General features: G+C 45.7%; 24 protein-coding genes. 4 read left to right on the plus strand and 20 right to left on the minus strand.

All coding sequences use genetic code 11. The features are described from left to right. Positions 1-85: 85 nt before the first annotated feature. On the minus strand, positions 86-2,014 hold the full coding sequence (locus VLG36_00980) for an ATP-binding protein (GenBank protein HSW77355.1): 1,929 nt from the start codon (positions 2,012-2,014) through the stop codon (positions 86-88). Further along, on the minus strand, positions 2,007-3,542 hold the full coding sequence (locus VLG36_00985; GenBank protein ID HSW77356.1) for an ATP-binding protein: 1,536 nt from the start codon (positions 3,540-3,542) through the stop codon (positions 2,007-2,009). The genes VLG36_00980 and VLG36_00985 overlap by 8 nt, the downstream gene beginning before the upstream one ends. Before the next feature lie 614 nt (positions 3,543-4,156). Between VLG36_00985 and VLG36_00990 the strand changes: the two genes are divergently transcribed. Next, on the plus strand, positions 4,157-5,206 hold the full coding sequence (locus tag VLG36_00990) for a hypothetical protein (GenBank protein ID HSW77357.1): 1,050 nt from the start codon (positions 4,157-4,159) through the stop codon (positions 5,204-5,206). 497 nt (positions 5,207-5,703) lie between these two features. On the opposite strand, the gene arcC is transcribed toward VLG36_00990, so the two are convergent. The 7 genes from arcC to trmD all read right to left on the minus strand — a co-directional run bounded on the left by arcC (position 5,704) and on the right by trmD (position 12,499). Further along, positions 5,704-6,651 (minus strand): carbamate kinase, encoded by a 948-nt coding sequence (gene arcC, locus VLG36_00995; GenBank protein HSW77358.1) that lies wholly within the window; start codon positions 6,649-6,651, stop codon positions 5,704-5,706. 7 nt (positions 6,652-6,658) lie between these two features. Further along, positions 6,659-8,101 carry an arginine-ornithine antiporter gene (gene arcD / locus VLG36_01000; protein ID HSW77359.1) on the minus strand — a complete coding sequence of 481 codons (1,443 nt, stop codon included), beginning with the start codon at positions 8,099-8,101 and terminating at the stop codon, positions 6,659-6,661. Between the two features lie 32 nt (positions 8,102-8,133). Continuing rightward, a complete protein-coding gene (gene argF / locus VLG36_01005; GenBank protein ID HSW77360.1) occupies positions 8,134-9,126 on the minus strand; it encodes an ornithine carbamoyltransferase in 993 nt (330 codons plus the stop codon). A gap of 1 nt (position 9,127) precedes the next feature. Beyond that, entirely contained in the window at positions 9,128-10,363 is a 1,236-nt protein-coding gene (arcA, locus tag VLG36_01010) for an arginine deiminase (protein HSW77361.1), read from the minus strand. A gap of 202 nt (positions 10,364-10,565) precedes the next feature. Next, a complete protein-coding gene (locus VLG36_01015) occupies positions 10,566-11,102 on the minus strand; it encodes a hypothetical protein (protein HSW77362.1) in 537 nt (178 codons plus the stop codon). 56 nt (positions 11,103-11,158) lie between these two features. Further along, positions 11,159-11,638 (minus strand): hypothetical protein, encoded by a 480-nt coding sequence (locus VLG36_01020; protein HSW77363.1) that lies wholly within the window; start codon positions 11,636-11,638, stop codon positions 11,159-11,161. A 207-nt stretch (positions 11,639-11,845) separates the two neighbouring features. Continuing rightward, positions 11,846-12,499, minus strand: a complete 654-nt coding sequence (gene trmD, locus VLG36_01025; GenBank protein ID HSW77364.1) for a tRNA (guanosine(37)-N1)-methyltransferase TrmD — start codon at positions 12,497-12,499, stop codon at positions 11,846-11,848. Positions 12,500-12,599: 100 nt separating this feature from the next. Here trmD and VLG36_01030 point away from each other — a divergent pair, with 100 nt between their 5' ends. Then, entirely contained in the window at positions 12,600-12,842 is a 243-nt protein-coding gene (locus tag VLG36_01030; GenBank protein ID HSW77365.1) for a hypothetical protein, read from the plus strand. Positions 12,843-12,981: 139 nt separating this feature from the next. Beyond that, the gene (locus VLG36_01035) at positions 12,982-13,311 is read left to right on the plus strand and encodes a hypothetical protein (GenBank protein HSW77366.1); all 330 of its coding nucleotides are present in this window, start codon (positions 12,982-12,984) and stop codon (positions 13,309-13,311) included. Positions 13,312-13,438: 127 nt separating this feature from the next. Here VLG36_01035 and VLG36_01040 read toward each other — a convergent pair whose 3' ends face one another. The 11 genes from VLG36_01040 to VLG36_01090 all read right to left on the minus strand — a co-directional run bounded on the left by VLG36_01040 (position 13,439) and on the right by VLG36_01090 (position 22,991). Continuing rightward, complete coding sequence (locus tag VLG36_01040) at positions 13,439-13,822, minus strand: KH domain-containing protein (GenBank protein HSW77367.1); 384 nt, start codon at positions 13,820-13,822, stop codon at positions 13,439-13,441. 112 nt (positions 13,823-13,934) lie between these two features. Continuing rightward, complete coding sequence (rpsP, locus tag VLG36_01045) at positions 13,935-14,294, minus strand: 30S ribosomal protein S16 (protein ID HSW77368.1); 360 nt, start codon at positions 14,292-14,294, stop codon at positions 13,935-13,937. 78 nt (positions 14,295-14,372) lie between these two features. Then, a complete protein-coding gene (gene rnc / locus VLG36_01050; GenBank protein HSW77369.1) occupies positions 14,373-15,083 on the minus strand; it encodes a ribonuclease III in 711 nt (236 codons plus the stop codon). Between the two features lie 12 nt (positions 15,084-15,095). Beyond that, positions 15,096-15,590: an NUDIX domain-containing protein gene (locus VLG36_01055; protein ID HSW77370.1), complete on the minus strand. Its 495-nt coding sequence runs from the start codon at positions 15,588-15,590 to the stop codon at positions 15,096-15,098. Beyond that, positions 15,571-16,032 (minus strand): transcription antitermination factor NusB, encoded by a 462-nt coding sequence (gene nusB, locus VLG36_01060; protein HSW77371.1) that lies wholly within the window; start codon positions 16,030-16,032, stop codon positions 15,571-15,573. The genes VLG36_01055 and nusB overlap by 20 nt, the downstream gene beginning before the upstream one ends. 61 nt (positions 16,033-16,093) lie before the next feature. Then, on the minus strand, positions 16,094-16,321 hold the full coding sequence (locus tag VLG36_01065; GenBank protein ID HSW77372.1) for a hypothetical protein: 228 nt from the start codon (positions 16,319-16,321) through the stop codon (positions 16,094-16,096). 86 nt (positions 16,322-16,407) lie between these two features. Then, entirely contained in the window at positions 16,408-19,326 is a 2,919-nt protein-coding gene (locus VLG36_01070; GenBank protein HSW77373.1) for a class I tRNA ligase family protein, read from the minus strand. A gap of 56 nt (positions 19,327-19,382) precedes the next feature. Then, the gene (locus VLG36_01075) at positions 19,383-20,606 is read right to left on the minus strand and encodes a hypothetical protein (GenBank protein HSW77374.1); all 1,224 of its coding nucleotides are present in this window, start codon (positions 20,604-20,606) and stop codon (positions 19,383-19,385) included. A 73-nt stretch (positions 20,607-20,679) separates the two neighbouring features. Next, positions 20,680-21,045 carry a hypothetical protein gene (locus tag VLG36_01080; protein HSW77375.1) on the minus strand — a complete coding sequence of 122 codons (366 nt, stop codon included), beginning with the start codon at positions 21,043-21,045 and terminating at the stop codon, positions 20,680-20,682. 55 nt (positions 21,046-21,100) lie between these two features. Then, the gene (locus tag VLG36_01085) at positions 21,101-22,381 is read right to left on the minus strand and encodes a Mur ligase family protein (GenBank protein ID HSW77376.1); all 1,281 of its coding nucleotides are present in this window, start codon (positions 22,379-22,381) and stop codon (positions 21,101-21,103) included. Positions 22,382-22,439: 58 nt separating this feature from the next. Continuing rightward, positions 22,440-22,991, minus strand: coding sequence for a hypothetical protein (locus VLG36_01090; GenBank protein ID HSW77377.1), 552 nt, complete (start codon positions 22,989-22,991; stop codon positions 22,440-22,442). A gap of 180 nt (positions 22,992-23,171) precedes the next feature. Here VLG36_01090 and VLG36_01095 point away from each other — a divergent pair, with 180 nt between their 5' ends. Beyond that, positions 23,172-24,203, plus strand: a complete 1,032-nt coding sequence (locus tag VLG36_01095) for a hypothetical protein (GenBank protein HSW77378.1) — start codon at positions 23,172-23,174, stop codon at positions 24,201-24,203. The last annotated feature ends 42 nt before the right edge of the window (positions 24,204-24,245 follow it).

Raw genomic sequence — 24,245 nt, forward strand, 5'->3', positions numbered from 1 at the left:
GTAAGTCTTAACCTTCGCATCGTATCTGTCATATTACTTCTCCACCCAATTATTATTTATGTCACATAGCCGTATACGAATGGTACTAGTTGTCAAGGGTCACCTCACCTTCTTTAGCCTTCATACCACTTAGTGGCATACTAAACCAAAACGACGTTCCTTTTCCTTCTTCACTTTCAAACCATATTTTTCCACCTGAAGATTCAACGATAGATTTAATTAGGTAGAGACCAAGCCCAGTACCGTCAGTCTCAACCTTTACGGCATTACTCGCCCTAAAGAACTTCTGAAACAATCTCCCTTGCTGGTCTTTAGGGATGCCGTATCCGTTATCAGTCACCTGAGAAACAACCTGATCGTCTTTCTTTGATATAAAGACTGATATCTCACCCCCTTTTTGCGTATACTTAAGCGCATTTGTCAGCAAGTTAAGATACACTTGCCCGATAAGTCTGGGATCAAGATTAATCTTAGGTAGTTCCTCGTGAATACTAATGATCAGCGTCTGTTGTTTTTCCTCGATCTTTGCTTTCAAGTCATTTGTGATACCCGTTACAAGTTCCCGAAGATCCGTAGGTTTAGGATCGACCATAATGCGACCAGATTCCATACGTGATATGTTGAGTAGCGCATTAACAAGAGCAATCATTCGCTCCGTAGAGTCGGATATGTTCTTAGCAAACTCCATCTGGTCCGCCTTTAGCTCACCAGCATCGCCGGCAATAAGCATCTCAGTAAACCATTTAATAGCAGAGAGCGGTGTGCGTAACTGATGCGATGCGAGCGAAATAAACTCAGTCTTCATACGATCCACTTCTTTTTCTTTAGTAACATCTCGAAGCATCACGATAGCACCTATCACCTTATCGTCAAGTTCGATTGGATAGGCGCCTACATTCATGAGATGTTTTTTGGTGTCCACTCCATGAATAACAAGAAGTTCTTCAATAGACTCGCCAGAAGCAAGCGCCTTAGTACTAGGACGCTCAGATTCAGCTATAGGCATATCTGACTTGTCATCTTGACTATATAGTTTAAAGACATCCGTAATAGACTGTCCTACAGCTGCAGCCTTGTCTTCAACTCCTATGAAACTGGCCGCAACCTGATTGATGAGCACGATTGCACCTTTTTCGTCAATTGCAATTAGACCCTCGCCCATACTCTGCATAATCGCTTCGTCACGTTGCTTCTCAACAGCAAGTCTTCGATATGATTCCCGTAGGCGCGTTGACATTTGGTTAAAGGTTGCTGCCAGTTGCCCTATCTCGTCGTGAGACGTGACCTGCACCATCTCAGAGAAGTCTCCGTTTGCAACCCGTTGAGCACCTACTTTCAACTTTGCGATGGACCTCCCAAGACGATTAGCAATTAGCGATCCAGCTACGACGAGAAAGACTACCGCGATGATCGTAGCAATGACGGTCGTGTGCAACTCATTACTAGCAAATGTGTTAATTACGCTATTGTTGATGTCGACGCGTTGACGAGCACTCGTGCCGATATCACTCACAGTCTGGCTTGCCGTATCGACGTCGCTCAATAACTGGTCTTCCTGGGTTTTATACTGCGCTGCGGACAACTGATTACCTGTAGAATGTAGTGCAAGCGCATCCGTCACGAGACGGTTGACGTAACCTGAGATTATCGCAATAGACAAGGCACCTTGAGCTTTATCGGATGAGTCTAGATTATCCTGGTATGTTTTTCCAGACGCTTTGATTTGATTTTGGATAGTCTGTAGAGAATTATTGATCTCAGGCAATGTCGTTTGTTGCTTACGAAGCGCCGTACCTTCGATCTCTAGAAGTGAGACCTTAATCTGATCCAATGCTCCTATTTGCGCAAAATCATGGCTAATAAGACTAGCGAAGCTGCTCTCAATCGTGTTTACGGATTGTATCTGGAAATAGACGATTGCAACACCAGTTATTGAACCAAAGAATAGCAACGCAAGCGTTAGCTTAGCTCCGATTGAGAGTTTCTTGTACACGCCCACGGCATTACTACTCATGTGCAACCATACCTTCTAGGGGAAGTGTAATCGTAAACGTACTACCCTCGTTTTCTCTTGATTCAAAATGAATCTGCCCGCCAACTTGTTTTATAATCATATTCGCCACGTGCAGCCCTAATCCAGTACCATCGGTATCTCTTGTTTTTATATTAGTTGCTCGAAATAACTTTGCAAAGACCTTTTTTTGTTGATCCTTGGGAATACCATAACCAGTATCTGTTATAGAGATCGAGACACTACCCTTACTCTTTGGTGATATCTTCATATCGCTCCTTATGATAGTCACAGATATCTTGCCACGGTTAGGGGTGTACTTAATTGCATTCGTAAGTATCGCCTCGAGTATTGTTCTCATCAACTCGGGATCTAGATCTATTTTTGGCAAATTGTGAGGGTAGTGCTCGCTCACGTGTTGCCCTTTAACTGCAGCGAAAATTTGCGTCAGCCAATCAACAAGATCATGTGTGAGATTAATGAGGTTAACAGGCTCAGGACGAACGCTTATTGCTCCGATTTCCATTGTAGAAGCAAGCAACAGAGAGTCGACTATAGAAACAGAACGTTGGTTGCTTGTGTATATCTGATTAACATAATCCCATTGCTCTTGACTGAGAACACCGACGTCACCAGATAGAAGCATCTCGCTTACCCATCTAATAGTTGAGATTGGCGTACGCAGCTGGTGAGAGGCAAGGGTAACGAACTCGCTTTTCGTTGCCTCAAGTTCCTGTTCCTCGCTAATATCGCGAAATGTTCCTATAACGCCTAGAACTTTACCATTAACAACAATCGATCGACCAAACATCGATACAGGGAATGTCGTGCCGTTTCTTCGCCGATAGATCATTGTCTGTGAAAGACCAGATGAACTATTGAGCATCTTATGTACAGGTCGCTTATTTGATTGAATGACATTACCCGCCTCATCTAATGCGGGTACAATCTCCGTAAAGTCTTTCCCAGCCACCTCATCAAATGTCCAGCCTAACATATCCTGGGACGCTTTGTTCATGAGAATGATACGTTTTTTCGAATCAATAGCAATAACGCCTTCACTTACGTTTTCGAGTACAGTCTCAGCACGAATCTTTTGCTCTAGTAGAGCTTCCCGCCCCTTGTCCGTCTGTATCTTTACTTTCCTCTGAAAATACTGATATGTGGATATTCCTACGACCGCAACAGGTAGCGTCACAAGAATCTGCCTAGTATCAATAAACGAATATGGAGTTGAGATAATACCAAAACGACGCATCACGAGTATCAATATAGTCGTGAGAAAAAATCCTACAATCCACCATATCCCCTGCCTTCTACTTGTAAGAATGAACGCACTCGCGACGTAGAGTATGAGCCAAAATAATCCCGTTGCCTGGGTATCTCCGCTTAGATGTGTCAACATGATTACGGCAAGAGTAATGATTAAAAAAGCACTGCGAGCAATCACATAACGATGTTGCGTTCGTAGCCCGAATATATTCATGATAAAAGCACATGCACCTGCAAGCTCTGACAGCCCAGTTAACATATTATTTTCGATAATTATATGGGTTAAACCAAAAACAACGAGGCACAGAGTGCCTAAGAGTGAATAGATATTCAACAGATATACGCGTTCGCGAAGCATCGTTTCATTAGACGCAAAGCCGCTATAAAAGAGATCGTTCAACCATTTAAAAATAGGAGGTTTTCTACTAGGCATACGTCGTCTTTGGCTTAACACATGAAGAGCATCTTGATAAATCTCTTATAAACATAACCTTATTGTACAGCATCGCCCTCACAATCTTGAGCATTAGTTTCATACTTACATTGAACCTCAAGACAGCCGTATCGTTATTTCATGAATTTTATTTTCATATAGCTATCGGAAGAAGATTCAATAAAAAGAAATTGTCGAATCTTTCCTAGTAGGAAATAGTTTTAGCTAACTTAAGAATGACTTAGATCGAGACTCTCTTAAGTGAGCTAGAGTACATCGAAGTACGATTAAAAGGAAAGCATTTTGGCATGTCGCGTACGGATATGCCATCTTATTTAATACTGTTCCACGTCCACAAAACTATCATCTTTGAGACGTTAAAAATAGGTGTCTCGAAAAAATCCCACAGTTTGCCAGCTATTTATGAGTATACTGGATATATGGAACCAGCTAATCTCCTTATTGATCGGATCATCTATATTGCGTCTTTAGTAACAAACCCTGCTGAAGTGGACACCGAGCTAGACACTCTCCGTAGTGTCACGGCAAGAATTGATGATGTTTCGCAGCCCTTGAAGTCGCAGGATCGGTCAGCCCTCCTCCGAGTGCAAGAACAACTTGAAGCGTACCTTGTAACTCGCGAGCCCCTACGACAATTCACTCCCGATTCTTTACAACTTCAGATTGAGCAACACATGGACGGAGGATTTGGCAGGAAAAGTCGAACTCAACTTCTGATCGTCATCGCAACAGCGACAACACTTGCCATAGGAGCCTCTGTACTGCCGCTAGCGACCATTGCAGATCGTATTATGGCAGGCGGTGCAACAGAATTTAGCCTTCTGACAGTCGGTGCAGCTTGGCTCTTTTGGACTGCACTTCCAGCCTTTAAATCAGATCTACGCCAGGCTTTTCTGCTAATCTGTGCGGGAGTCACACTTCTTGGGATAAGTATGCTCGAGCAACCAATTCTTATCCTATTGAATTTGCGCCATTATCCTATCACGGGTATCTTATTTCCATTACCTATTCTCTTTGGTGCACTCCTATTCCATGTTGGCAATCTTACCTACGTTCACATATTAGGGATACACAACCGTTGGACAACAATCACTCCCCTTATCGTCGGGATGGTCATTATGTCCCTCTTCACATTAGTCATTCCCTATTCAGCAACAAGCGAGTCGGTAGCTATGCACGTTATAGCAGCCACACTTTGGTCATGGATACTTGTCACTCCGATTGCTTCAATGCTTATCTTACCGACAGCGATAGCACGTGTGCCTGAGATCTATAAGCCATCAATACGACTTCTATTTCAAAGTATGTTCCCGATTGCTGTCGTTATACTATATCAGTACCTAGTGTGGCTGGTAGGTGATCCCTATTCCACTGGAATTATCACATATGGATTATTCGCTTTAGTCGTCATCATGGGTCTTTCTCTCCTCCGTGCTGGGTATGCATTTAATAAAGTGAGCCGTTACTAGCTGTATTTAAAGTTAAAGCTGTCTCATTCATCTCAAAGTACTTAGCTTGGAAGCGAAAGGCGTTTTAGGAATTGTGTCTGTGAAGGCTTAATTTCATGGTAGTAGATTATTGAGACCACACAACCTATACACCAATCAAACCCCCAAGGAATAAACTACAGTATAAGAAGTCACCTTAAAACAACATCTCGATACTTGGCCGTACCTATGAGTTTTGAGACATTATTCCTATAGTATATTTATACACCGTAACGCACCAGGACCTAGAGGAGAAAGGTATTCGAACTTTTTCGTAGCAAAAACAATTTGAATCTGTGACTTCCTTATAATCTCATGGCTGGGGAAACAAGATTCGAACCAATCCGTCTCCGTTGGGCATTTTGAGCATAAAAGAAAACGAGCACCGAAAAGTGCTTTTTTCTTCTTCAGAACCCTACAAAAAGATGACGATAACAGATACAAAGACAACTCCGAAGGACTACATGATCAAACTTACATCAACGTGCGATTATGTGCGTTCCTTTTTCACCAACAACGGCCGCAGCTGCTTCAGTTGGTGAGGTTATGATTGCCCTTTTTGCCTCACCAAGCTCAGCAAACATCATTGCTGCCTGTACTTTAGGAAGCATACTCCCCGGCGCAAATTGTCCCGCATCACAGTAACTCTGCATTTCTTCAACTGATACAGCTCCAAGATTTTGCTCGCCCGGCTGGCGATAATTAATAGACACGGCTTCTACTGTCGTAAGAATTAACAGTATATCTGCATCAATAAGCTCGGCTAGTTTTTCAGCGCTAAAGTCCTTGTCTATTACCGCTTCTACACCTGATAGTTCTATTCCTTTTTTAACAACGGGCACGCCGCCGCCACCGGCTGTTATGACAATATGCCCAGCTTCAAGCATATCGATAACGATTTGTTTTTCAACAACATCAAGTGGCTTTGGTGACGGTACGACACGACGCCAACCCCGCCCTGCATCTTCTTTTACGACAAATCCATGAGTAGCCGCCATTTCACGAGCTATCTTCTCGTCGTAAAAGACGCCGATTGGTTTGGTCGGATCATGGAAAGCTTGGTCATTTTCATCCACGACAACCTGCGTTACAACCGTTGCAACATGTCGATTACTGCCCTGCTGGGTCAGCTCGTTCTGCAGTGCCTGCTGGAGCCAATATCCAATCTCGCCCTGACTCATGCCAACGCAGGTATCAAGAGGTATGGATATACCCTGACTTGCACCCTGCTCATTCAGATATATACTACCCACCTGTGGGCCGTTGCCGTGAACTATAGCTATTCTATGACCTTCACGCGCAAGAGAGATAAGCTGACGTGCCGTCTCTCTTGCAACTTGTTGTTGTGATGCTACACTTGTTTCACCGTCACGCTGGAGAGCATTGCCGCCGAGTGCCACAACAACCGTTTTTTGTTCACTATTCATTCGTCTATTATACAATAGTGAGTTGTCCGGTCATTACGCGGTAGAGACAGAATGCGCATAGCGCAACAAGAACCGTAGCAGCAGCTAGCTCTTTGACAGTGAAAATCTTTTCACGGTTTTTAATTTGCATCATCACATAGATAACGATTGCTGGCGTATACAACAGGACCGTCAATAACAAGTAGTCGACACCCGCCGCGTAGACCAACCATATTGCATACAGGCTAGCAACAGCACCAATAATAACATTACGCATGCGTCCCGGCGTAGTACGTTTTTCTTGCATAGAAAGTTTAAGCTGGTAAAAGGCCGTGAAAGCGTACGGCAACAGAATAGTGGATGTAGCTAGAGAGTACATAAAACTATATGCCTTAATTGGCGTCAAGAAAAGCAGCAAAAAAGCCTGAATAAGTATATTAGTGACGAGCAATGATACGACAGGCACACCTTTGGCATTTACTTTTGCAAAGTAACTTGGGAATGTTTTAGTCTTAGCAGCCTGATATGGAAGCTCAGTTGCGTACATTGTCCAAGCAAGCCATGCGCCAGTAATCGAAATGACAACGCCAATGTTAATTAACACGGCACCCCATGATCCTACGACAGATTCCAGCAGTGCAGCCATAGCAGGCTGACCCAGTGCAGCAAGTTCAGGACGAGTCTTAAGACCAAGTGAAAGCGCGGTAACTAAGAAATAAACAGCTGTAACGGTCAGAAGACCGAGGAAGGTAGCACGTGCCACGTTAGCCTTGTTTTTAGCACGACCAGAGAAGACCACGGCACCTTCGATACCAATGAATACCCATACAGTTACGAGCATCGTGCTCTTTACTTGCGCTAGTATATCGTTAAATTCAAAACCACCCGATGCCGTGCCCCAAATGTCCTTCGTAAAAATGTTAAGCTTAAAAGCAACAAATGCAGCAAGTAGAAAGATCCCTATTGGAATAAGTTTTGCCGCCGTAATCAGCATATTAACAATACTTGCTGATTTAACTCCTCGCATAACGAGATAATTAACCAGCCATAGCATAGCTGAAGCGCCAATAACTGATGGTAGATTCTGTCCATCGCCAAATACCTTAAAGAAATAGCCGACCGAACTGAACAGCAGTGTTGCATACGCAACATTACCTATCCAAGCCGATATCCAGTATCCCCAGGCAGAGTTAAAGCCCATGTATTTACCAAAGCCTGCTTTGGCATAGCTATAGATGCCCGCATCGAGATCTGGTCGTTTTTTAGTAAGGTTCTGAAAACAGAGTGCCAAAAACAGCATACCCAGACCAGTAATAGTCCAGCCAATGGTAATCGCAACAAGTGATGCCCCTTGGGACATATTGCTCATAAGGTTAAATACACCAGCACCAATGATAGAGCCTACCACGAGACCGGTGAGTTGCAATAACCCGAGCGTCCCCTTCTTTTCGTTAGTTTTTGTTGTTGCCATAGCAGGACCTCCTTGATCCTGGTTGTGTTAGGTTATACCGTTAAAGCAATGACCGCCTTGATAGTGTGCAAACGGTTCTCTGCTTGATCGAATACGATGCTATGTTCACTACGAAATACCTCATCTGTTACTTCCATGCTATCAAGACCATATTGTTGATAAACTTGCTCACCCGTTACTGTAAGGCGATCATGAAATGCGGGTAGACAGTGCATAAACATCACGTTTGCGTTGCCAGTCGCTTGAATAACATCCATCGTCACTTGGTAATCCTTCAAAAGCTTAATTCGTTCGGCAAATTGAGCCTCTTCACCCATAGATACCCATACATCAGTGTAAATAATATCCGCGTCTGCCACTGCTTCCTTAAGGTTGTCGGTAATTGTAATCGTAGCCCCCGTATCTTTTGCATACTCCTTTGCTTTGGTTACTAACCCATCATCAGGAAAAAGTTCTCTAGGAGCAGCAATGCGAAAATCCATACCCATTTTTGCAGCACCTTCCATCAGACTATTCGCCATATTATTACGGCCATCACCCACAAACACAAACTTTACGCCTTTAAGACGTTGTAAGCGCTCTTGAATAGTCAGAAAATCAGCTAAAACTTGTGTGGGATGAGCGGCGTCGGTGAGGCCATTCCACACCGGAACGCCTGCATGACGTGCCAATTCTACAACCGTCTCGTGAGCAAAACCGCGAAATTCAATGCCATCGAACATTCGTCCAAGGACCTTGGCGGTATCTTCAACGGTCTCTTTTTTACCTAACTGGATATCATCTTTGCCCAAATATTCGGGATGAATCCCAAGATCAGCCGCCGCAACTACGAACGCACAACGTGTTCTGGTAGATGCTTTTTCAAATAACAGTGCGATGCTTTTGCCCTCATGTTCCCAGTGAAGTGTACCTGCTCTTTTAAGCTCTTTATACTTTTTAGCCATATCGAGCATGTACTGAATCTCCTCTGGCGAATAGTCAGCGAGTGTTAAAAGTGAACGACCCTTAAAACTTGTTTCTTGCATTTTATATGTCCTCTCTTACTAATGGCATACTCATACAACGTGGGCCTCCGCGACCGCGACCAAGCTCCGAACCCGACACCTCAATAACTTCAAGACCATGGTCACGTAATGCTTGATTGGAAGCATAATTGCGATCGTAGGTAACAACCACACCTGGCGCAATCGCCAGCGTATTTGAGCCATCATTCCATTGCTCACGGGCAGCAGCGATCTCATCTCCACCGCCACAAGGAATAAGCTCGATGTGATCCTTATGGAGTGCTTGTTGTAAAGCATCGGTAATGTTCGTCACGTGCTGAATCGTCATTTCACCTTCATTTTCATTCTTCTCTAGAACGAAGACACTCAGATTGCCGCCGGCATCTTGTATAGCTGGATGAATAGTAAACTTATCGTGGTCTATCATCGTAAAGACTGTGTCGAGATGCATAAATGCATGACTTTTGGGAATCTCAATTGCCAAAATCTTTTTAAAAGTTGAGCCTGCGAATAGCTTAATAGCCATGCGTTCAATAGCTTCCGCCGTCGTACGTTCACTAATGCCGATTGCCATAACCTCGCTACTAAGAATGAGCTCATCGCCACCTTCCATAGAAAAGCGATTATCTCGGTCATACCATACAGGAATATTATGACCCGCAAATCGTGGATGATGTTTAATAATATATTCCATAAACATAGATTCACGTCGTCGCGCCGTCCAATGCATATGGTTAATTGTTAGACCTTGCCCAATCACCGCCGATGGATCGCGTGTAAAATAGAGATTCGGCATAGGATCTAGGTAGAACGGATACCTATTAACTAGCACCTCGTGAAGCTGTTTGGGGCCAGTATAGTGTACGACGAGTTCATTCTTACGAACACCTGCCATAATTTTGCGTACCATATCAAGAGTGTTCATTTCTAAAAGGTATTTTTTAAGCGCATCAGTGATGCGCGTGTCGCCTTGCTTTGAAGCATGGAGCATAACTTCTACAAACTCTTCTTTAATCGTCTGATCTACAAGTGCTTCTGCCGCTAGTTGATCTAGATATAATACCTCAACGTCTCTATCACGTAACACCTGCGTAAAAGCATCATGCTCGGCTTGAGCTTTTTTCAGATAGGGAATGTCATCAAACAAAAGCTCCGTCAGATAGTCTGGTGTTAGGTTTTCTAGCTCGCCCCCTGGTCGATGCACAAGAACTGTCTTTAAGCGCCCGATCTCAGAAGTAACGTGAAGCGGTGAATCCATAGATACCTCTTTTTTATCTTTATTTATGATACATGTACACAATGCTGTTAAATTTTAAACATAAGCATGACTAATCTTTAGTATAATACAAATCTGTTTTTAATGTGTGATTTACATCACATACAAGAGAGCGGCACTAGGAAGTGCCGCTCTCTTGTCTATAGATAATCCCTAGATTCTCACAGTTCTACTGCGGCTAGACCTATCCTTCGTGCACCTTACTTACTTTTGCTGTTTTAGCGTGACGATGTGATTTTACTGCTACAAAGTAGTCGTGAATCTCATATAAAAAGTAAAGACCGACCGCAATCCAGAGCAATCCCCAGATAAGTCCAAACAGTTCAAAGTGAAACAAGAAACTTACAACGAGTGATGCTGTGTTCACTAGTGCCATCAAAAACAATAGTGACCAACCTTTTTGCTGCATGCTCTTTAGAGGCATAATCGCCGTTGCACCAATAAGTACGTCGATGACCGCGAAAGCAAGTGTTACGAGTACTGCTATAAGAGCAAGGCCACCAACAGCCGCTCCAACAACCCCTCCAAACCCGACAAGCGCGACACCAGCGAGCATTGTGACGAAGAGCGTGCTTATAATCCCGAGTGCTCCAAGGATAACTCCAACGAGTGTCAGCCACCAAATGTTTTCCGCAAGCCACTTTTGGCCGCTCTTTGGTAGATGCGGCACATTCTTATACCACGATGCAACCGTAACCTCAAGACTGCGTACTGTTTCCATTTCCCCTCCTTACCTTAAATTACCTTTATCATACGCTTAAGCTAGCGTACACACAACTAGCTGTGTTTTTGACGGAGTGGCCACATACCCCACGATGCCCATCCGGTAAGCACTCCAAGAGCAATAATCAAGAAGACACTCCACCATCCGTTTGGCAAACGAGCTGTAGCGCCAAGTAAGCCACTATTTGAGACAACATCACCGGATAAGTTTTCCCAGAGGGTCGCGAATAACCAGCCCGCAATAGCAAACCAGCCCAATACCATACTGCAGATACGCATAAGAGGGCTTAGCTGCATACGGAGTAAAAACGGTACGGCAAATACTTCAAATATCACAATTAAAGCCGCGCGCACGGGAGCCCATTGGTCCCCACCTGGTAACCACATATTCGTAATAACTGCAGAAAACTTTTCAAAGGTAAATAACTGGGCGACTGCCATCACGACAAAAACTCCGGCAACAACAAGTGCTATCGTCTGTGCGTTTTTAGTCTGAGGCTGTGACGCTTTTGTAGCTTGAACAAAAATACTCATGCTTGTAGTATACGGCATAGCCTTTACCTAAGGAAAGTGTTGTTATTTTAAACATTTCGCTTGCGCTTTTCTTTTAACTCCCGTATTGTACTAAACAGCGAAGGTTACGAAAACAAACACGACTCCAAAAAAAATCGTTGTGACTGATCGCTCTACGATAATCCACCACAACATAAAAAACACTCCGGTCTATTCCGGAGTGTTTTTTTATTCTGCCTTAAAAGAGTTATCATCTCGCCATTTAGCGATCAGGCCGTGGTTACCACTTAGCAACACCTCTGGTACTTTCATGCCTCGAAATTCTTCAGGTCGTGTATATTGTGGAAACTCGAGTGTTTCACCATCGGAAAAGCTTTCAATCGCTGCGCTCGTTTCACCACCAAGTACGCCTGGAATGAGCCGTACGATACTATCAATAATAGTCATAGCTGGAAGTTCGCCACCCGTCAATACGTAGTCGCCGACGCTCACTTGCTCATCGACAAGCGCAAGAATTCGCTCGTCATAGCCTTCATAGCGGCCACAAATAAAAATCAGACCCCTATCCTCGTCCGCCCACTCTTGAGCAACTGCCTGTTTCCAGCGAAAGCCACGCGGCGTCATAAGAACCACTTTGGCACTCGGATCGTTGTCTTTAGCCTTTTCGACGGCTGCAAAGAGGGGTTCTGGCTTGAGGAGCATGCCGTCTCCACCACCATATGGCGCGTCATCAACCTGTTTTCGAGGGCCCAAGCCAAAATCACGCAGATTAATACAGGTAAACTCTGCGGCATTTTCCTTCTGTGCCTTCCACATCATCGAGGTGTTAAAAACACCGTCAAACATTTCAGGAAACAGGGTTATGACTTGGATTTTTTTCATCTCTCCTAGTTTACCACCTCTGGACTATATTGACAATATATAGTTTTTATTATAATATTACAAATATATTCGTCCGCGAATATCCGTCAGGAGACATAGCATGAAAACCTCCAAGATCGCCGCCCTCGCCTACGACCCCGCCTATCTGGGCAAGATCAAGGATCGGGCCAAAGCCGCGCAGGACCACGAGAGCCCCTCCGAACAAGACCAGGCCGCGCTTGAACTCGTGGAACTGTCCCAAGCTCTGACAGACTCACGAGGCATCTTGAAGCGCTTCAACGCTCAGATGGCCTTCACGGAGGCTTTCCGTGCCTACACCGAGCGCTTCAGCGACAATCCTTGACGAACAACCCGAGCGGCACCCTCCGAAACCTTCGGATACGAGGTGCCGCTCGGGGCACCACCAAAGCTATCGATCCTATTGGATAGTTCTGGCGGTGAAAATTTGTTATAATCACCCTAGATACAAGTGAGGGATTTTTATGGAGTTTGATAATAACTCGCCAGTAAGTGACGACCAGAGACGCTTGACTGAAACAAAGAGAATAACATTGCAACCGATGCACTTTGATGTAACGCCAGAATCTATTCCTGAGTCTGAGATTGCCGCAAATTATGCCGCTAGACCTATAGCTGCCAACATTGACATAGATACCGAGCAGAACATTAGCCTTATTCAACCTTCTAAGGGCCTTGCAGGCAGTGCAGAGCGTTATAGCAATCGACATACAGCTACAAAGATAGTTGCTGCTATAAGCGCCGTAACACTTATATGCGTTGGCGCTGCGACGCTACTTCTCGTACAGAAATAATTTAAGAATCACGAAACCCACCGTTTTCAGGTGGGTTATCGTGACACATACAAGGCTCTCAACAAATATGTTTTTGTTGCTCGCATAGAGCTTTCTCGTAGTTCAAGTGTCTTTGAACTGTTTATGATTATATATCTAGATCGTCGAGTTCTGCAAGCTCTTTTCGAGTGTTTTTTGCTAAGACCGACTCGTTTTCCACACCCTCATCTGTTAAGTTTTTCACAGGCTCTTCATCAGATGTAGCAGAATAGTTTTCACGGTCTTCATCGTTGTTGACGATCTTAAGATTGTACCTGGCATCATTTTTAGTACCAAGTGCCCGTAGTAGCGTGCGTAAACTCTGTGCAGTTACACCTCGTTTGCCAATAACTCGCCCAAGATCATCTGGATTTACTGTAAGGGTTAAAAGGACGCCCTTCTCGTCTATCAGCCGTTCGACAACGACATCATCAGGATTGCTGACGAGTGATTTCACGATATACTCTACAAATTGCTGGTCTATTGTGGACATATTACCCTCCGCGTTTTGTCTCGGTCCTTCCTCGAACTTCTAACTATTATTTATTGTAGCATGAAAAACACCCGCATATACAAGCGGGTGTTTTTCTTTATAGAATAAAGGGTTATTCTGCAGATTCTGCTACTGGTTCTTCAGCAACTTCTTCTTTTGGCTGGTTTTTGCGAAGCTTTTCAGCGTTGCGGATAGCTTTTTGCTTAGTAACATCAGCTTTTTTAACCCAGCTAGGAAGTTTTACACCAGCTGCATCAAGAAGCTTTACGACACGGGGCGTTGGCTGAGCTCCGTTAGCAAGGTACTTTTGAGCAGTCTCAACCTGTACATTGGCTTCTTTGGTGTGTGGGTTGTAGGTACCGACATAAGCAACAACACGACCACTTGATGGGTGACGTTGTGCCTCTTGTACGGCCAAGCGATAGACTGGGTAGCCCTTGCGGCCGAGACGTTGCAAACGAATTGCGAGCATAAAACTAAAACTTCCTTTTCTTAAACTCTAGACTTTTTATTAGTTCTTGACCAAGTTTACACTGTTTTCCTCAGTTAGTCAATCTGTTTTAGACCGTTCCTCGTAGTTTTTGATAGCTGCTCGTGCTGCTTCCTGCTGAGCGGCTTGCTTACTTGGACCTGTACCCTCACCCATTAGCTTGTCACCGACAAAGACACCAAGCGTGAATATCTTATCATGATCGGGGCCAACCTCTTCTAGGACGCGATATAGAGGGGTCTGATTATCAATCCGCTGGGATACCTCTTGCAAATGAGATTTAGGGTCCCTCCAGCTACCACTCTTAATAATGCCGTCTAGTTTCGAAAGAATGTGCTTAGAAATGAACGCTTCAGCATCTGCGTAACCGCGCTCCATATAAACAGAGCCGATGACTGCCTCAAACGCGTTTGCAAGGATTTGCTGGCGAGCACGTAAGCTACCATTCTTCTCGCCGCGGCTCATGCGAATAAGTGGTTCGTAGCCAAGCTTATCACCCGCTTCACCGATACTTTCGGTACGAACAAGTGCTGCGCGCCATGATGTTAAAATACCTTCTGGCTCCGAGAAGTTTCGAAAGAGATAGTCGGTTACAACCAGCTCGAGAACAGCATCACCGAGGAATTCTAGACGTTCATTGTGCTCGGAAACACTTTTCTTGTGCTCGTTCACATAGCTGCGATGTGTTAAGGCAGTTATGAGATAGTCGATATTTTTATATTCAAACCCAATCTTTTCGCGTGCGAATTCTTGGTAGGGGACTGTTTGCATTCCACTCATTTTTTATAGGTTCTCCTGTCGGATTTTTTTCATAGCAAGCAGCATGAGCTTGCCTATATCTTCGTATTCTATCACGTCAAGTGCATCGTGAAACTTAAACCACTTGATGCCATTCATCCAATCTTCTTTCTGAATAGCGTTTGTGTCACCTTTAGCGCGTACGAGATATATCTGGGTAGTCATCAGAACAAGGCGATCAACACGTCGGTAGCGAAAATGGATTTTTCCGAGCCACCCGAGTACTTCCGTATCATGCAGTCCAGCCTCTTCGCCGATTTCGCGTTTTGCTGTCTGCTGAGCCGTCTCACCTTCTTCTATATGGCCCTTCGGTATCGTCCAGCGGTCTTTTGTATCCTGAATAAGAAGTATTTCAACTTCCTTATCCTGATTACGACGGAAGACTATGCCGCCGGCGGTCGGTTCACGGACAATCTCTTGGATTGAGCCACCCGATCGTTTGAAGTATTTTTTGAATCGTTCAAACTGTGGATTCTGCATTATCTGACGTCCCTTCAACAAGTGTACGGTATGCCGTTCCGAGCACGCCGTTTACAAACTTGCTTGAGTTATCAGAACCAAACGCTTTGGCAAGCTCTACCGCCTCATTGATAGCAACTTTGGGTGGCACAACTGTAGAGAGTTTCAAGAGCTCATAAAGACCTATGCGAAGAATCGCACGGTCAACTCGAGCAATTTGCTCGATCGGCCAGTCAGGAGCAATCGGCTGGATTTTTTCATCCAATTCTGGTTGACTCGCAATAACGCCTTTTACGAGGTCTGTGACGAACCCTTTATCCTCAATGGCCGTATCGTATCGCTCCAAATTACGCCCGAGGATTTCATCAATATTTGCCGTACTATCGCCCGATCCCGTACGAAATTCATATTCATAAAGGCTCTGTAGTACAACGATGCGTCCAAGGTGGCGATTTGATGCCATATATTTGGTTCTTTCTTCTGTATAAAGGTTTGTTTCATTTCCCCTACTTTAGGGGAGTAGGCTACTTTGAAGCGGCTTTTTTAGGTGCAGTTTTTGCAGCTGGCTTTTTAGCAGCTACTTTTGGTTCGCTAACAGCGGTTTTTTTAGCAAGTGCTTTACCTGTTTCGCGCTTAGTAGTGCGGACTTTAATTGGTGAAGTACCGTTAACGCGGCGAGCAAGCTTAAGCAATAGGTGGCTGCGACGCAAGCCTGTCTTGCGAGGGCTACTTTGCTTTTTAGGTTGTCCCATGAAAAGATCTCCTTATCGGTTTGATGTATTAAAACTTAGAGATATTATACCTAACTTATTGAATTTTCTCAAGTAGGTCGTGCATATTAGCGCACCACAATATTTACAAGGCGTCCAGGAACGTAAATAATCTTAACGATTTCTTTTTGCTCGATGTACTTTCGAACATTCTCTTCGTTCTGCGCCAGGTCTTTGGCATCAGTTTCTGAAATATCTTTTGGAGTAACTAACTTGGCTCGAACTTTGCCATTTACTTGCACGACGATCGTTACCTCGTCCTGCACAAGATATGCGTTATCCCATTTTGGCCATGTGTCGACATGGATGGTCTCAGTGTGACCTATTTGATACCAGAGCTCCTCAGTTATATGAGGGGCAAACGGTGCTAACACTTCGAGGAGACTCTCGACTGCGAACGTCCACTCTGGTGACCTGACAATACAGTCTGCGTCTTTTAGCTTATAGTACGCATTAACCGCTTCCATCATACTTGAGACAGCTGTATTAAACTTCTCGTTCTCTATGTCTTCCGTTACTTTTTTGACCGTCTTGTGCGCGATCGTAAGTATTTCGTTCTTCTGTGCCGGGTTCGTTTCGCCAGCTTCGGCTTCAGCATATTCCTGCGTAAGATTCCATACCCTACTCAAAAACCTATAGGTGCCAGGCACGCCACGAACATCCCATGGGGCTTCAATGTCATAGGGAGCAATGAACATTTCGTAAACACGAAGTGAATCCGCGCCATAACCACTATCCATAATCTCGAGCGGATCAATCACGTTACCCTTTGATTTACTCATCTTCAGGCCATCCGGCGCCATAATATAACCGTTATACATCATGCGTTTAAACGGTTCAGGATCGGCAACCAGGCCTTGCTTATAGAAGAAACGTGTCCAGAAGCGGGCATAAAGGAGGTGCGCAATGGCATGGTCGGCACCATTATAAAAGTCAACCGGACCCCAGTAAGATTCGATCTTAGGATCCCAAGCCTGTGTATCATTAAACGGATCCATATAGCGTAGGAAATACCAACTGCTACAAGCATAACCATCCATTGTGTCAGTTTCGCGTTTCGCTGGACCGCCACAGGTTGGGCAGGTTGTATTCACCCAATCCGTCACACCTGCAAGAACAGATGTTGCTCCGCCCGTTGGTTTATAGTTTTCAACTTCTGGCAAGATAACCGGTAGTTGGTCATCGGGTACGGCAACCGCACCATCTTTTTCACAGTGGATAATAGGGATAGGCGCACCCCAATAGCGTTGACGACTGATAAGCCAATCGCGCATTTTATATGTAATAGTACTCTTGCCAACACCCCGCTGTTCAAGCCAGGCCACGATCTCTTCACGCGCCTGTTCGGTGCGCATACCATCAAATGCACCAGAATTAATCAGAATACCTTCACTGGTATAGAGCGGTGCCCGGTAGTCCTCACCCTTTTCATAGGCTTTTGCCGCCTGAATGGCGCGCTCGATACCTTCTTGCCAGTGGTCGGCACCACCATCAGGGTTCGTACTAGCCTTGAGCGCTTCACCCTCACTCCAATACACCTCGTAATCCTCATGTGATTCAAGAGCTTGCTCGCCTTGCATAGTAGAGTCGATGATAGCTAAAAAGTTATAACCTTTCGAACGACGATTGCTTTGCTTGTTACTATTGTAATAATACGAATAGACAGGCGCACCGAGTGGGATCATGGCCTCGACATCGACAAAACCAGCCTCTTCGCGTAGCTCGCGGTAGGCAGTCTGCTCAAACGTCTCACCTTCTTCGTGACCACCAGCAACGAGCCAGCCACGACCATTACGCTTGTTTTTAAGTGCCATGAACTGCTTTGTTTTAGGATCATAGCCAATAACAACCACACCCTCGATTTCTTTAGGGTCGGGCAATTCTTCGCCGAAATCTTGTGCAATTACGTTACGAATAGGAATGTTAAATTTCTCTGCAAATGCAAAGTCGCGATCATCATGTGCTGGAACTGCCATAATCGCACCGGTTCCATAGCCCGCCAAAACATAGTCAGCCAGCCAAATAGGAATCTTCTCACCGTTTACCGGGTTAATGGCGTAGCTGCCAGTAAAGACTCCTGTTTTTTCGCGTGTGTCATTCATACGCTCAATCTCAGACTTGCGTACTGCCTCGTCACGGTATGCCGTCACCATATCAGCAGTCTCACTTGTAGCCAGCTTAGAAGCTAGCTTGTGTTCCGGAGCTACGACCAATACCGTCGCACCAAACAATGTATCAGGACGAGTAGTAAAGATAGTAATGACATCATCACGACCATCAATTTTAAACTCAACCTCGGCGCCTTGTGATTTACCGATCCAGTTTTTCTGCATCACCTTAACTGATTCTGTCCAATCCAGGTCATCTGTTGCCGCTAAGATCTCATCAGCGTACTCAGTAATTTTGAAAAACCACTGTTTCAGATTCTTTTTAACGACTGGGTTACCACAGCGCCAGCATTTGCCACCTTCTACTTGCTCATTTGCGAGTACCGTCTGGTCGGTTTCACACCACCACTGCGGGCTCTCCTTCTGGTAGGCTAGATCCTTCTTGTAAAGCTGATTAAAAATCCACTGTGTCCATTTGTAATACGAAGGGTCGGCCGTGCTAATTTCTTTAGACCAATCGTAGCTATAGCCAAGCCGTTTCAATTGACGCTTAAAGTTCACCTTAGCGTCATCGTGAGCTTCACGTGGTTTTTTGCCAACTTTAATGGCATAGTTTTCAACTGGTAATCCAAAGGAGTCCCAACCAATGGGGTGGTAGGCATTATAGCCTTGCTGACGCTTGGCACGAACCTTAATATCACTAAACTGGTAGGTTCGACCGTGGCCGATGTGGATACCGGCACCCGTAATGCCTGGTAGCATACTAAAACCGAAGTATTTAGGACGTGAGTGATCTAGGAGGTCAACTTTGTATGTACCATCCTTTTCCCACTTTTCTTGCCATTTTTGTTCGATTTCAGTAGGGTTGTAGCGTTTCATGAGGTTAAGTATAACAAATTTTCTCCTCTGTTACACTCTCTATGCGTCGCCGAGACTTAAACCTGAGTCGAAAATAGATCGGTCGACTGTGTATTTAGAGTCCCACTGCTAAAGCTTGCTTGCACAATAGCCGTCTCTAGATCTTGAAGGTCCTTCATTAACTCGTCGGCACCAATACTCTTGCTCGGTGTCTGAATTGTTGGGTGCGAGTTAAACTGTGGCTCAAATGAGATTGTTTCCGCATCACCATTATCTGCTTTGTCACTTGTCGATATCTTTGTCAGTTGGTGAGTCCAACGACTTACCCAAACCTGCATCGTTTGCGCACTGGACGCTGCCGTACCACTAGTGTCAGACGAGAAGGAGATACTGTTGTCGCAGTCGTGCAGCATCTTAAAGAACTTGGTATTCTGCATTCCATCCGAAAACGCTTTTTCCTCACCCGGATTGTTGGCTACTTCATAGCCCAGGCTACCATTCTGACTACCAAGGTGTTTTGTGATTTTTAGAATCGGATGAGTCTTGTATAGCGTGACGATCTCACTCGAGTAGCTACCGTCCGATTGCACCTTGCTTACCGCTGATTGAAAGCAGGTCTGAGCTGAAGAAACTGACGCGTTAATGTCCTTGGACTGGTCGGGTGTAACTTTAACCCATTGGTTATTTACCTTCGAAACAAAATCATCAAATGCAGATTGCGCCTGCACAGGGACGCCAGTACGAAATGACTTCGCTAGCTCATCGGCATTCGCAACCTTAACATAGAGAGATTTATCGGTAGCAAAAACAGCACTTCCCTTTACGGTATAGTTCGTTCCCTGTGATGCAAACGTAGCACTAACATCGGCGCTTAGACTGTTGCCAGTAAATGCACCCGTCATAGTAAGAGAACCTGGTTCTTTACCGTCTCGCTTGTAATTGATCGCATACGAGAGGTCTTTGGCTTTTACGGCATTTAATAAGGCATCCGTCATCACTTTCTCAGGATTTTGATACCAAAAATTATAGGCAAGGGCTGTCCCAGCTCCTAAAATAACGAATACGCCAGCAATAATAGCGGGAATGAACCACTTTTTACGTGATTTTTTAACAGGTGCAAACGGAGGTACTGTTGGTTGCATCGATGGTGCATCTGTTAGATCAGGCTGTACGAACGATGGTTGAGGAACAATTGGCGCCTGTACAGGCTCGCTCGTCGGTGCCATCTCTAACGGAGTGTCTGTTTTATCTTGTTGCGGGTCTGGTTGGGATGAAAAATCGGTTTGATTATTTGGATTCATAACTCTCTTATATCTTTTAAGTGCCTCCAGTACTATAAAGCTGAAGGCACTCCATTACTATTGACTTAATTTCTTATGGATAAAGCGTCTTGTACACCATGTAGCCCAAAAAACCGAGAGCAATAACAAGTACGACAGCAATGAGAGCAATGTACATGCTATTCTTCTTTTTTGGCGCTTCAAGAAGGCCTTCCGGCTTTTCTGGAGCTGGAAGAGGTGTCGGTGCCGATGACGACATAGTTGACTGCTGAGGCATGCTCGGCATATCCGGCTTGTCCATAGGTGGCATACTAGAAGTATTGCTTGAAGTCTGTGAGACGGGAGGTGTAGAACTTTGAGTTTCCGGTTCCATCTCTACCGGTGCCGATGACGTAACATCCTGTTCGTCCTTCTTCGGCTGATCATTTAATTGGCTGTTTGGTTGGTTTTGGTCGTCCATACGCCCCCTTGATTATGCAACTTATGGTTTACTTTACCATCAGCTTAGCATATTCTTAGGCAAATTTAGAAAAGAATTCGTCTTTGATCTGTACCCACTCTGGCGACTGGCGCACTAGCTTAGTGTCGTCATCCATATTACATAGAACCTTCACAGCCTCTTCGGCATAAATATTTCCTTGAGATCCCTTCACTAATACCGCCGCGCCCTCAGCCATAACACTGTGTACAAAACCACCAGCTTCGATAGCGCTTTTAAAGCTCTTCACCTGACAGCCGCGTTGCCTTGCGGCAGGCGCCAGATATTTCTCAGCCTCATCACCAATGGTAATAACCCAGGCAAGCATCGAAGGATCACACATCATACCAAGTTTTCCATGCTCCGCCGCTGAAGTGACACCGAGCTCGTTCATGCTTCCTAAAATCGCAATACGCTGCGGAACTTGAAGACTATAGAGTGCTTGGAGCGCTGAACTTGCCGCGATTGGGCTCGAGTTGTAGGTGTCATCAATGATAATTGAGTTCTCAAGACCATGAAGTACGTTCATGCGACCAGGCACGGCGCGAATCAAGGAAAGACCCGAAGAGATTTCGGCTGGCGTCAAACCCATTTTGACTGCAACTGCTACACCGCCCATAACCGGTCGAAGACTATGCTCGCCGACAACTTTAATACTTGCAGGAATCTGCTGGTCAAATTCCGGCACAATAACATTACCTTTGTAACCGTCATCTACCGTAAAATCCTGAACTTCAAAGCGATATTCAGCCGCACCACTCGTACCATAAGTATCTATATTCGGGTTGGTAACAAAGTTCGCAAATCGACCTTCAATATCATCACGGTTGATAATCGCGAGTTGTGAGAAGTTTGCCGTCGCCAGCTCTTCTTGCGCAACTGCCTCTATACTACTAAAAAACTCCATGTGTTCTGGCGTAACTGCAGTCACAACACCAATATAGGGCTTAAGATATTTGCCAAAATACGCAATATCACCTGGGTGATCCGCACCAATTTCCGCAATAACTATGTCCGTTACCGATGGCTGTTTAATGCGCTGACGTGCAGCACGAAAGACTGATATCCAGGCCCCTATACTGTGAACATTGGTGGGATACTCGATTCCGAGCACCGCAACTGGCACACTCATAGGTGTATTGTGATTGCCTTCGTGGAGCAAAACACGGTAGCGCTGAGATAGTAGAGTTGCAATCGCGCGCTTAGTACTCGTCTTACCTACACTACCAGCAACAACAACTAGTTTTACTTCTGGATGCTTATGGAAGTATTTGATAACGTATTTTTCGAGCTTTTTTTGGACGTACTTTTTAAACATGCTTACCTTTACTATATACGATTTAGGTAAACTGTAAAACGCCTCAGCGGATTTGATGTCATTTAGAGCGGCGCGAACGAGTTCGGTTTTTGCCAACTTCTACCACAAATGCCAAGATAGTGATGAGGAACGCTATGACTCCCCCTGTCAGACTTAGTTGTAGTGTTTTAGTCTCGTTTTTCTCGACTTCAGCTAGTGAACGACCGCTAACTACATAGTAGTTATCAGCCCTCACTGCAATCGCGGCTATACGCACGCCACTTTTAGGTTGCCAGGTTACTGCGTTGTACACTTGTCCGTCCGCAGCTGTCAGTACACCTTTTGGAATAGTAGGTATCGAGCTATCAAGAAGACCCGAGCCATCAACCACTCTGCCTGATTTGTCATACACAATGATAAATGGCGCGAGACTTGCATTCATATCAACAGGAGCCGTAAGGACAGATGAAGGATGTGCACCCTTATTAATTGCAACGGCAATATCTTCAGCAAGCTGAATCTGCGGCAGGTTAGCCCCGCTACGCTGCGCCTGCTGAAGTACACCATAAATGGTTCCAAAAATAGTTACAAGAATTAAAACTGCACTTGCCCATGGTACTAATTTCTTCATGATCCCTATTATAGTTTGTTATATAAACTTGTCTAGCAATACACCATTTCTGACCTATAAACTATTCAATTTCACACACTGCAAACGAGGATGGGCTTATCGCTGCTGCTGATATATTTACTTTTTATAGTTAAAATTGTATAATATCATCGGTTCTAGAGACGCTCGGAGGGAGCAACCATGACCGGAACACCAGTCACCTGGCAATCCAAGGAGGCCGCACTTCGCGACCTCATCCTGCTCGCGCTGTACCGGCAAGACAGCATCGTCATCGACGACACGGGCCGAGTGGCAAGCAAGCTGCGCGGCTTCATCGGCATCCCCGAGTCCAAGCGCAACAGCACCTACTTGTCTTCTGTCATGCAGAAGATGGAGCTGGCGCGCCTGATCACCCGACGGATGAACGACCAGCGAACGCGGACGTACAACGTCGCTCTAGTGGGCACGCTCACCGACACCCAAGTCCAGCAGTTCGAAGCGCTGGAGGAAGGCAACAAGTCTCGCTTCCAGTGCGACACACCGACCAACGAGGACAGCACGTCCGACTTGGATCGGCTCGTTCAGGAGTGTCAAGACGCCTACGCTGCACTGCAACGTGCAGCCAAGGAGTCGAGGCGGGTCACCTCGGGCGGCTGCGTGGCGCTCAACGTCACTGGCGTATTCCTCGCCATCGGCATCTCGCGTCAGCGGAGCAAGCGCATCAAGCACTACTTGCGTCTGCTCGGCCTGGCCATCTCGCAGTCGCGGGTGGCTGGCGAAGAGCAGCTCTGGTGGTGGACGGTCAGCGACAAATCGCTCAACTGCGAACAGCTTCGGCAGTTCGCTACGGGCGACAAGTCGTACGAGACCGTCCAGGCACGTCACCACGGAACTCCCGAAGCTGGACCGGTCACGGTCCGACAGGTGGAGCCCACCATGGCACGCCCTACGGTCACGCCCGCCGTCCTGGACCGGAGGCACACGACTCCCGTCGCGCCGCCGGTCATCGAGGAAGACCCGTTGGAGGCACTCACCGCCATCGTGGAACGCCTCGACGAGGAGAACGGCACGCTCCGCGAGCAGCTCAGCTCCCAAGAGGCTCGCCACCAGGAAAAGGTGGCCGGCCTGGAGGAGCTGATCCGCACGCTAGAGGGGCAGCTCGGCACACGCCAGCAAGCCAGTCAGAGGGCCAACGAGCTCATCGCTCGCCTGGGTCACGTCGCTACGTCCTGAACCATCCGTCCTCCCCGCCCCGACATTCGTCGGTCAGCGGGG

It is taken from the genome of Candidatus Chromulinivoraceae bacterium (assembly GCA_035478595.1).
GTDB lineage: Bacteria > Patescibacteriota > Saccharimonadia > Saccharimonadales > Saccharimonadaceae > CAMLKC01.

Excerpts from the sequence above, each read along its gene's own strand:
- VLG36_00980 (HSW77355.1), bottom strand. The coding sequence starts at position 2,014 with ATGAGTAGTAATGCCGTGGGCGTGTACAAGAAACTCTCAATCGGAGCT.
- VLG36_00985 (HSW77356.1), bottom strand. The coding sequence starts at position 3,542 with ATGTTAACTGGGCTGTCAGAGCTTGCAGGTGCATGTGCTTTTATCATG.
- VLG36_00990 (HSW77357.1), top strand. The coding sequence starts at position 4,157 with ATGGAACCAGCTAATCTCCTTATTGATCGGATCATCTATATTGCGTCT.
- arcC (HSW77358.1), bottom strand. The coding sequence starts at position 6,651 with ATGAATAGTGAACAAAAAACGGTTGTTGTGGCACTCGGCGGCAATGCT.
- arcD (HSW77359.1), bottom strand. The coding sequence starts at position 8,101 with ATGGCAACAACAAAAACTAACGAAAAGAAGGGGACGCTCGGGTTATTG.
- argF (HSW77360.1), bottom strand. The coding sequence starts at position 9,126 with ATGCAAGAAACAAGTTTTAAGGGTCGTTCACTTTTAACACTCGCTGAC.
- arcA (HSW77361.1), bottom strand. The coding sequence starts at position 10,363 with ATGGATTCACCGCTTCACGTTACTTCTGAGATCGGGCGCTTAAAGACA.
- VLG36_01015 (HSW77362.1), bottom strand. The coding sequence starts at position 11,102 with ATGGAAACAGTACGCAGTCTTGAGGTTACGGTTGCATCGTGGTATAAG.
- VLG36_01020 (HSW77363.1), bottom strand. The coding sequence starts at position 11,638 with ATGAGTATTTTTGTTCAAGCTACAAAAGCGTCACAGCCTCAGACTAAA.
- trmD (HSW77364.1), bottom strand. The coding sequence starts at position 12,499 with ATGAAAAAAATCCAAGTCATAACCCTGTTTCCTGAAATGTTTGACGGT.
- VLG36_01030 (HSW77365.1), top strand. The coding sequence starts at position 12,600 with ATGAAAACCTCCAAGATCGCCGCCCTCGCCTACGACCCCGCCTATCTG.
- VLG36_01035 (HSW77366.1), top strand. The coding sequence starts at position 12,982 with ATGGAGTTTGATAATAACTCGCCAGTAAGTGACGACCAGAGACGCTTG.
- VLG36_01040 (HSW77367.1), bottom strand. The coding sequence starts at position 13,822 with ATGTCCACAATAGACCAGCAATTTGTAGAGTATATCGTGAAATCACTC.
- rpsP (HSW77368.1), bottom strand. The coding sequence starts at position 14,294 with ATGCTCGCAATTCGTTTGCAACGTCTCGGCCGCAAGGGCTACCCAGTC.
- rnc (HSW77369.1), bottom strand. The coding sequence starts at position 15,083 with ATGCAAACAGTCCCCTACCAAGAATTCGCACGCGAAAAGATTGGGTTT.
- VLG36_01055 (HSW77370.1), bottom strand. The coding sequence starts at position 15,590 with ATGCAGAATCCACAGTTTGAACGATTCAAAAAATACTTCAAACGATCG.
- nusB (HSW77371.1), bottom strand. The coding sequence starts at position 16,032 with ATGGCATCAAATCGCCACCTTGGACGCATCGTTGTACTACAGAGCCTT.
- VLG36_01065 (HSW77372.1), bottom strand. The coding sequence starts at position 16,321 with ATGGGACAACCTAAAAAGCAAAGTAGCCCTCGCAAGACAGGCTTGCGT.
- VLG36_01070 (HSW77373.1), bottom strand. The coding sequence starts at position 19,326 with ATGAAACGCTACAACCCTACTGAAATCGAACAAAAATGGCAAGAAAAG.
- VLG36_01075 (HSW77374.1), bottom strand. The coding sequence starts at position 20,606 with ATGAATCCAAATAATCAAACCGATTTTTCATCCCAACCAGACCCGCAA.
- VLG36_01080 (HSW77375.1), bottom strand. The coding sequence starts at position 21,045 with ATGGACGACCAAAACCAACCAAACAGCCAATTAAATGATCAGCCGAAG.
- VLG36_01085 (HSW77376.1), bottom strand. The coding sequence starts at position 22,381 with ATGTTTAAAAAGTACGTCCAAAAAAAGCTCGAAAAATACGTTATCAAA.
- VLG36_01090 (HSW77377.1), bottom strand. The coding sequence starts at position 22,991 with ATGAAGAAATTAGTACCATGGGCAAGTGCAGTTTTAATTCTTGTAACT.
- VLG36_01095 (HSW77378.1), top strand. The coding sequence starts at position 23,172 with ATGACCGGAACACCAGTCACCTGGCAATCCAAGGAGGCCGCACTTCGC.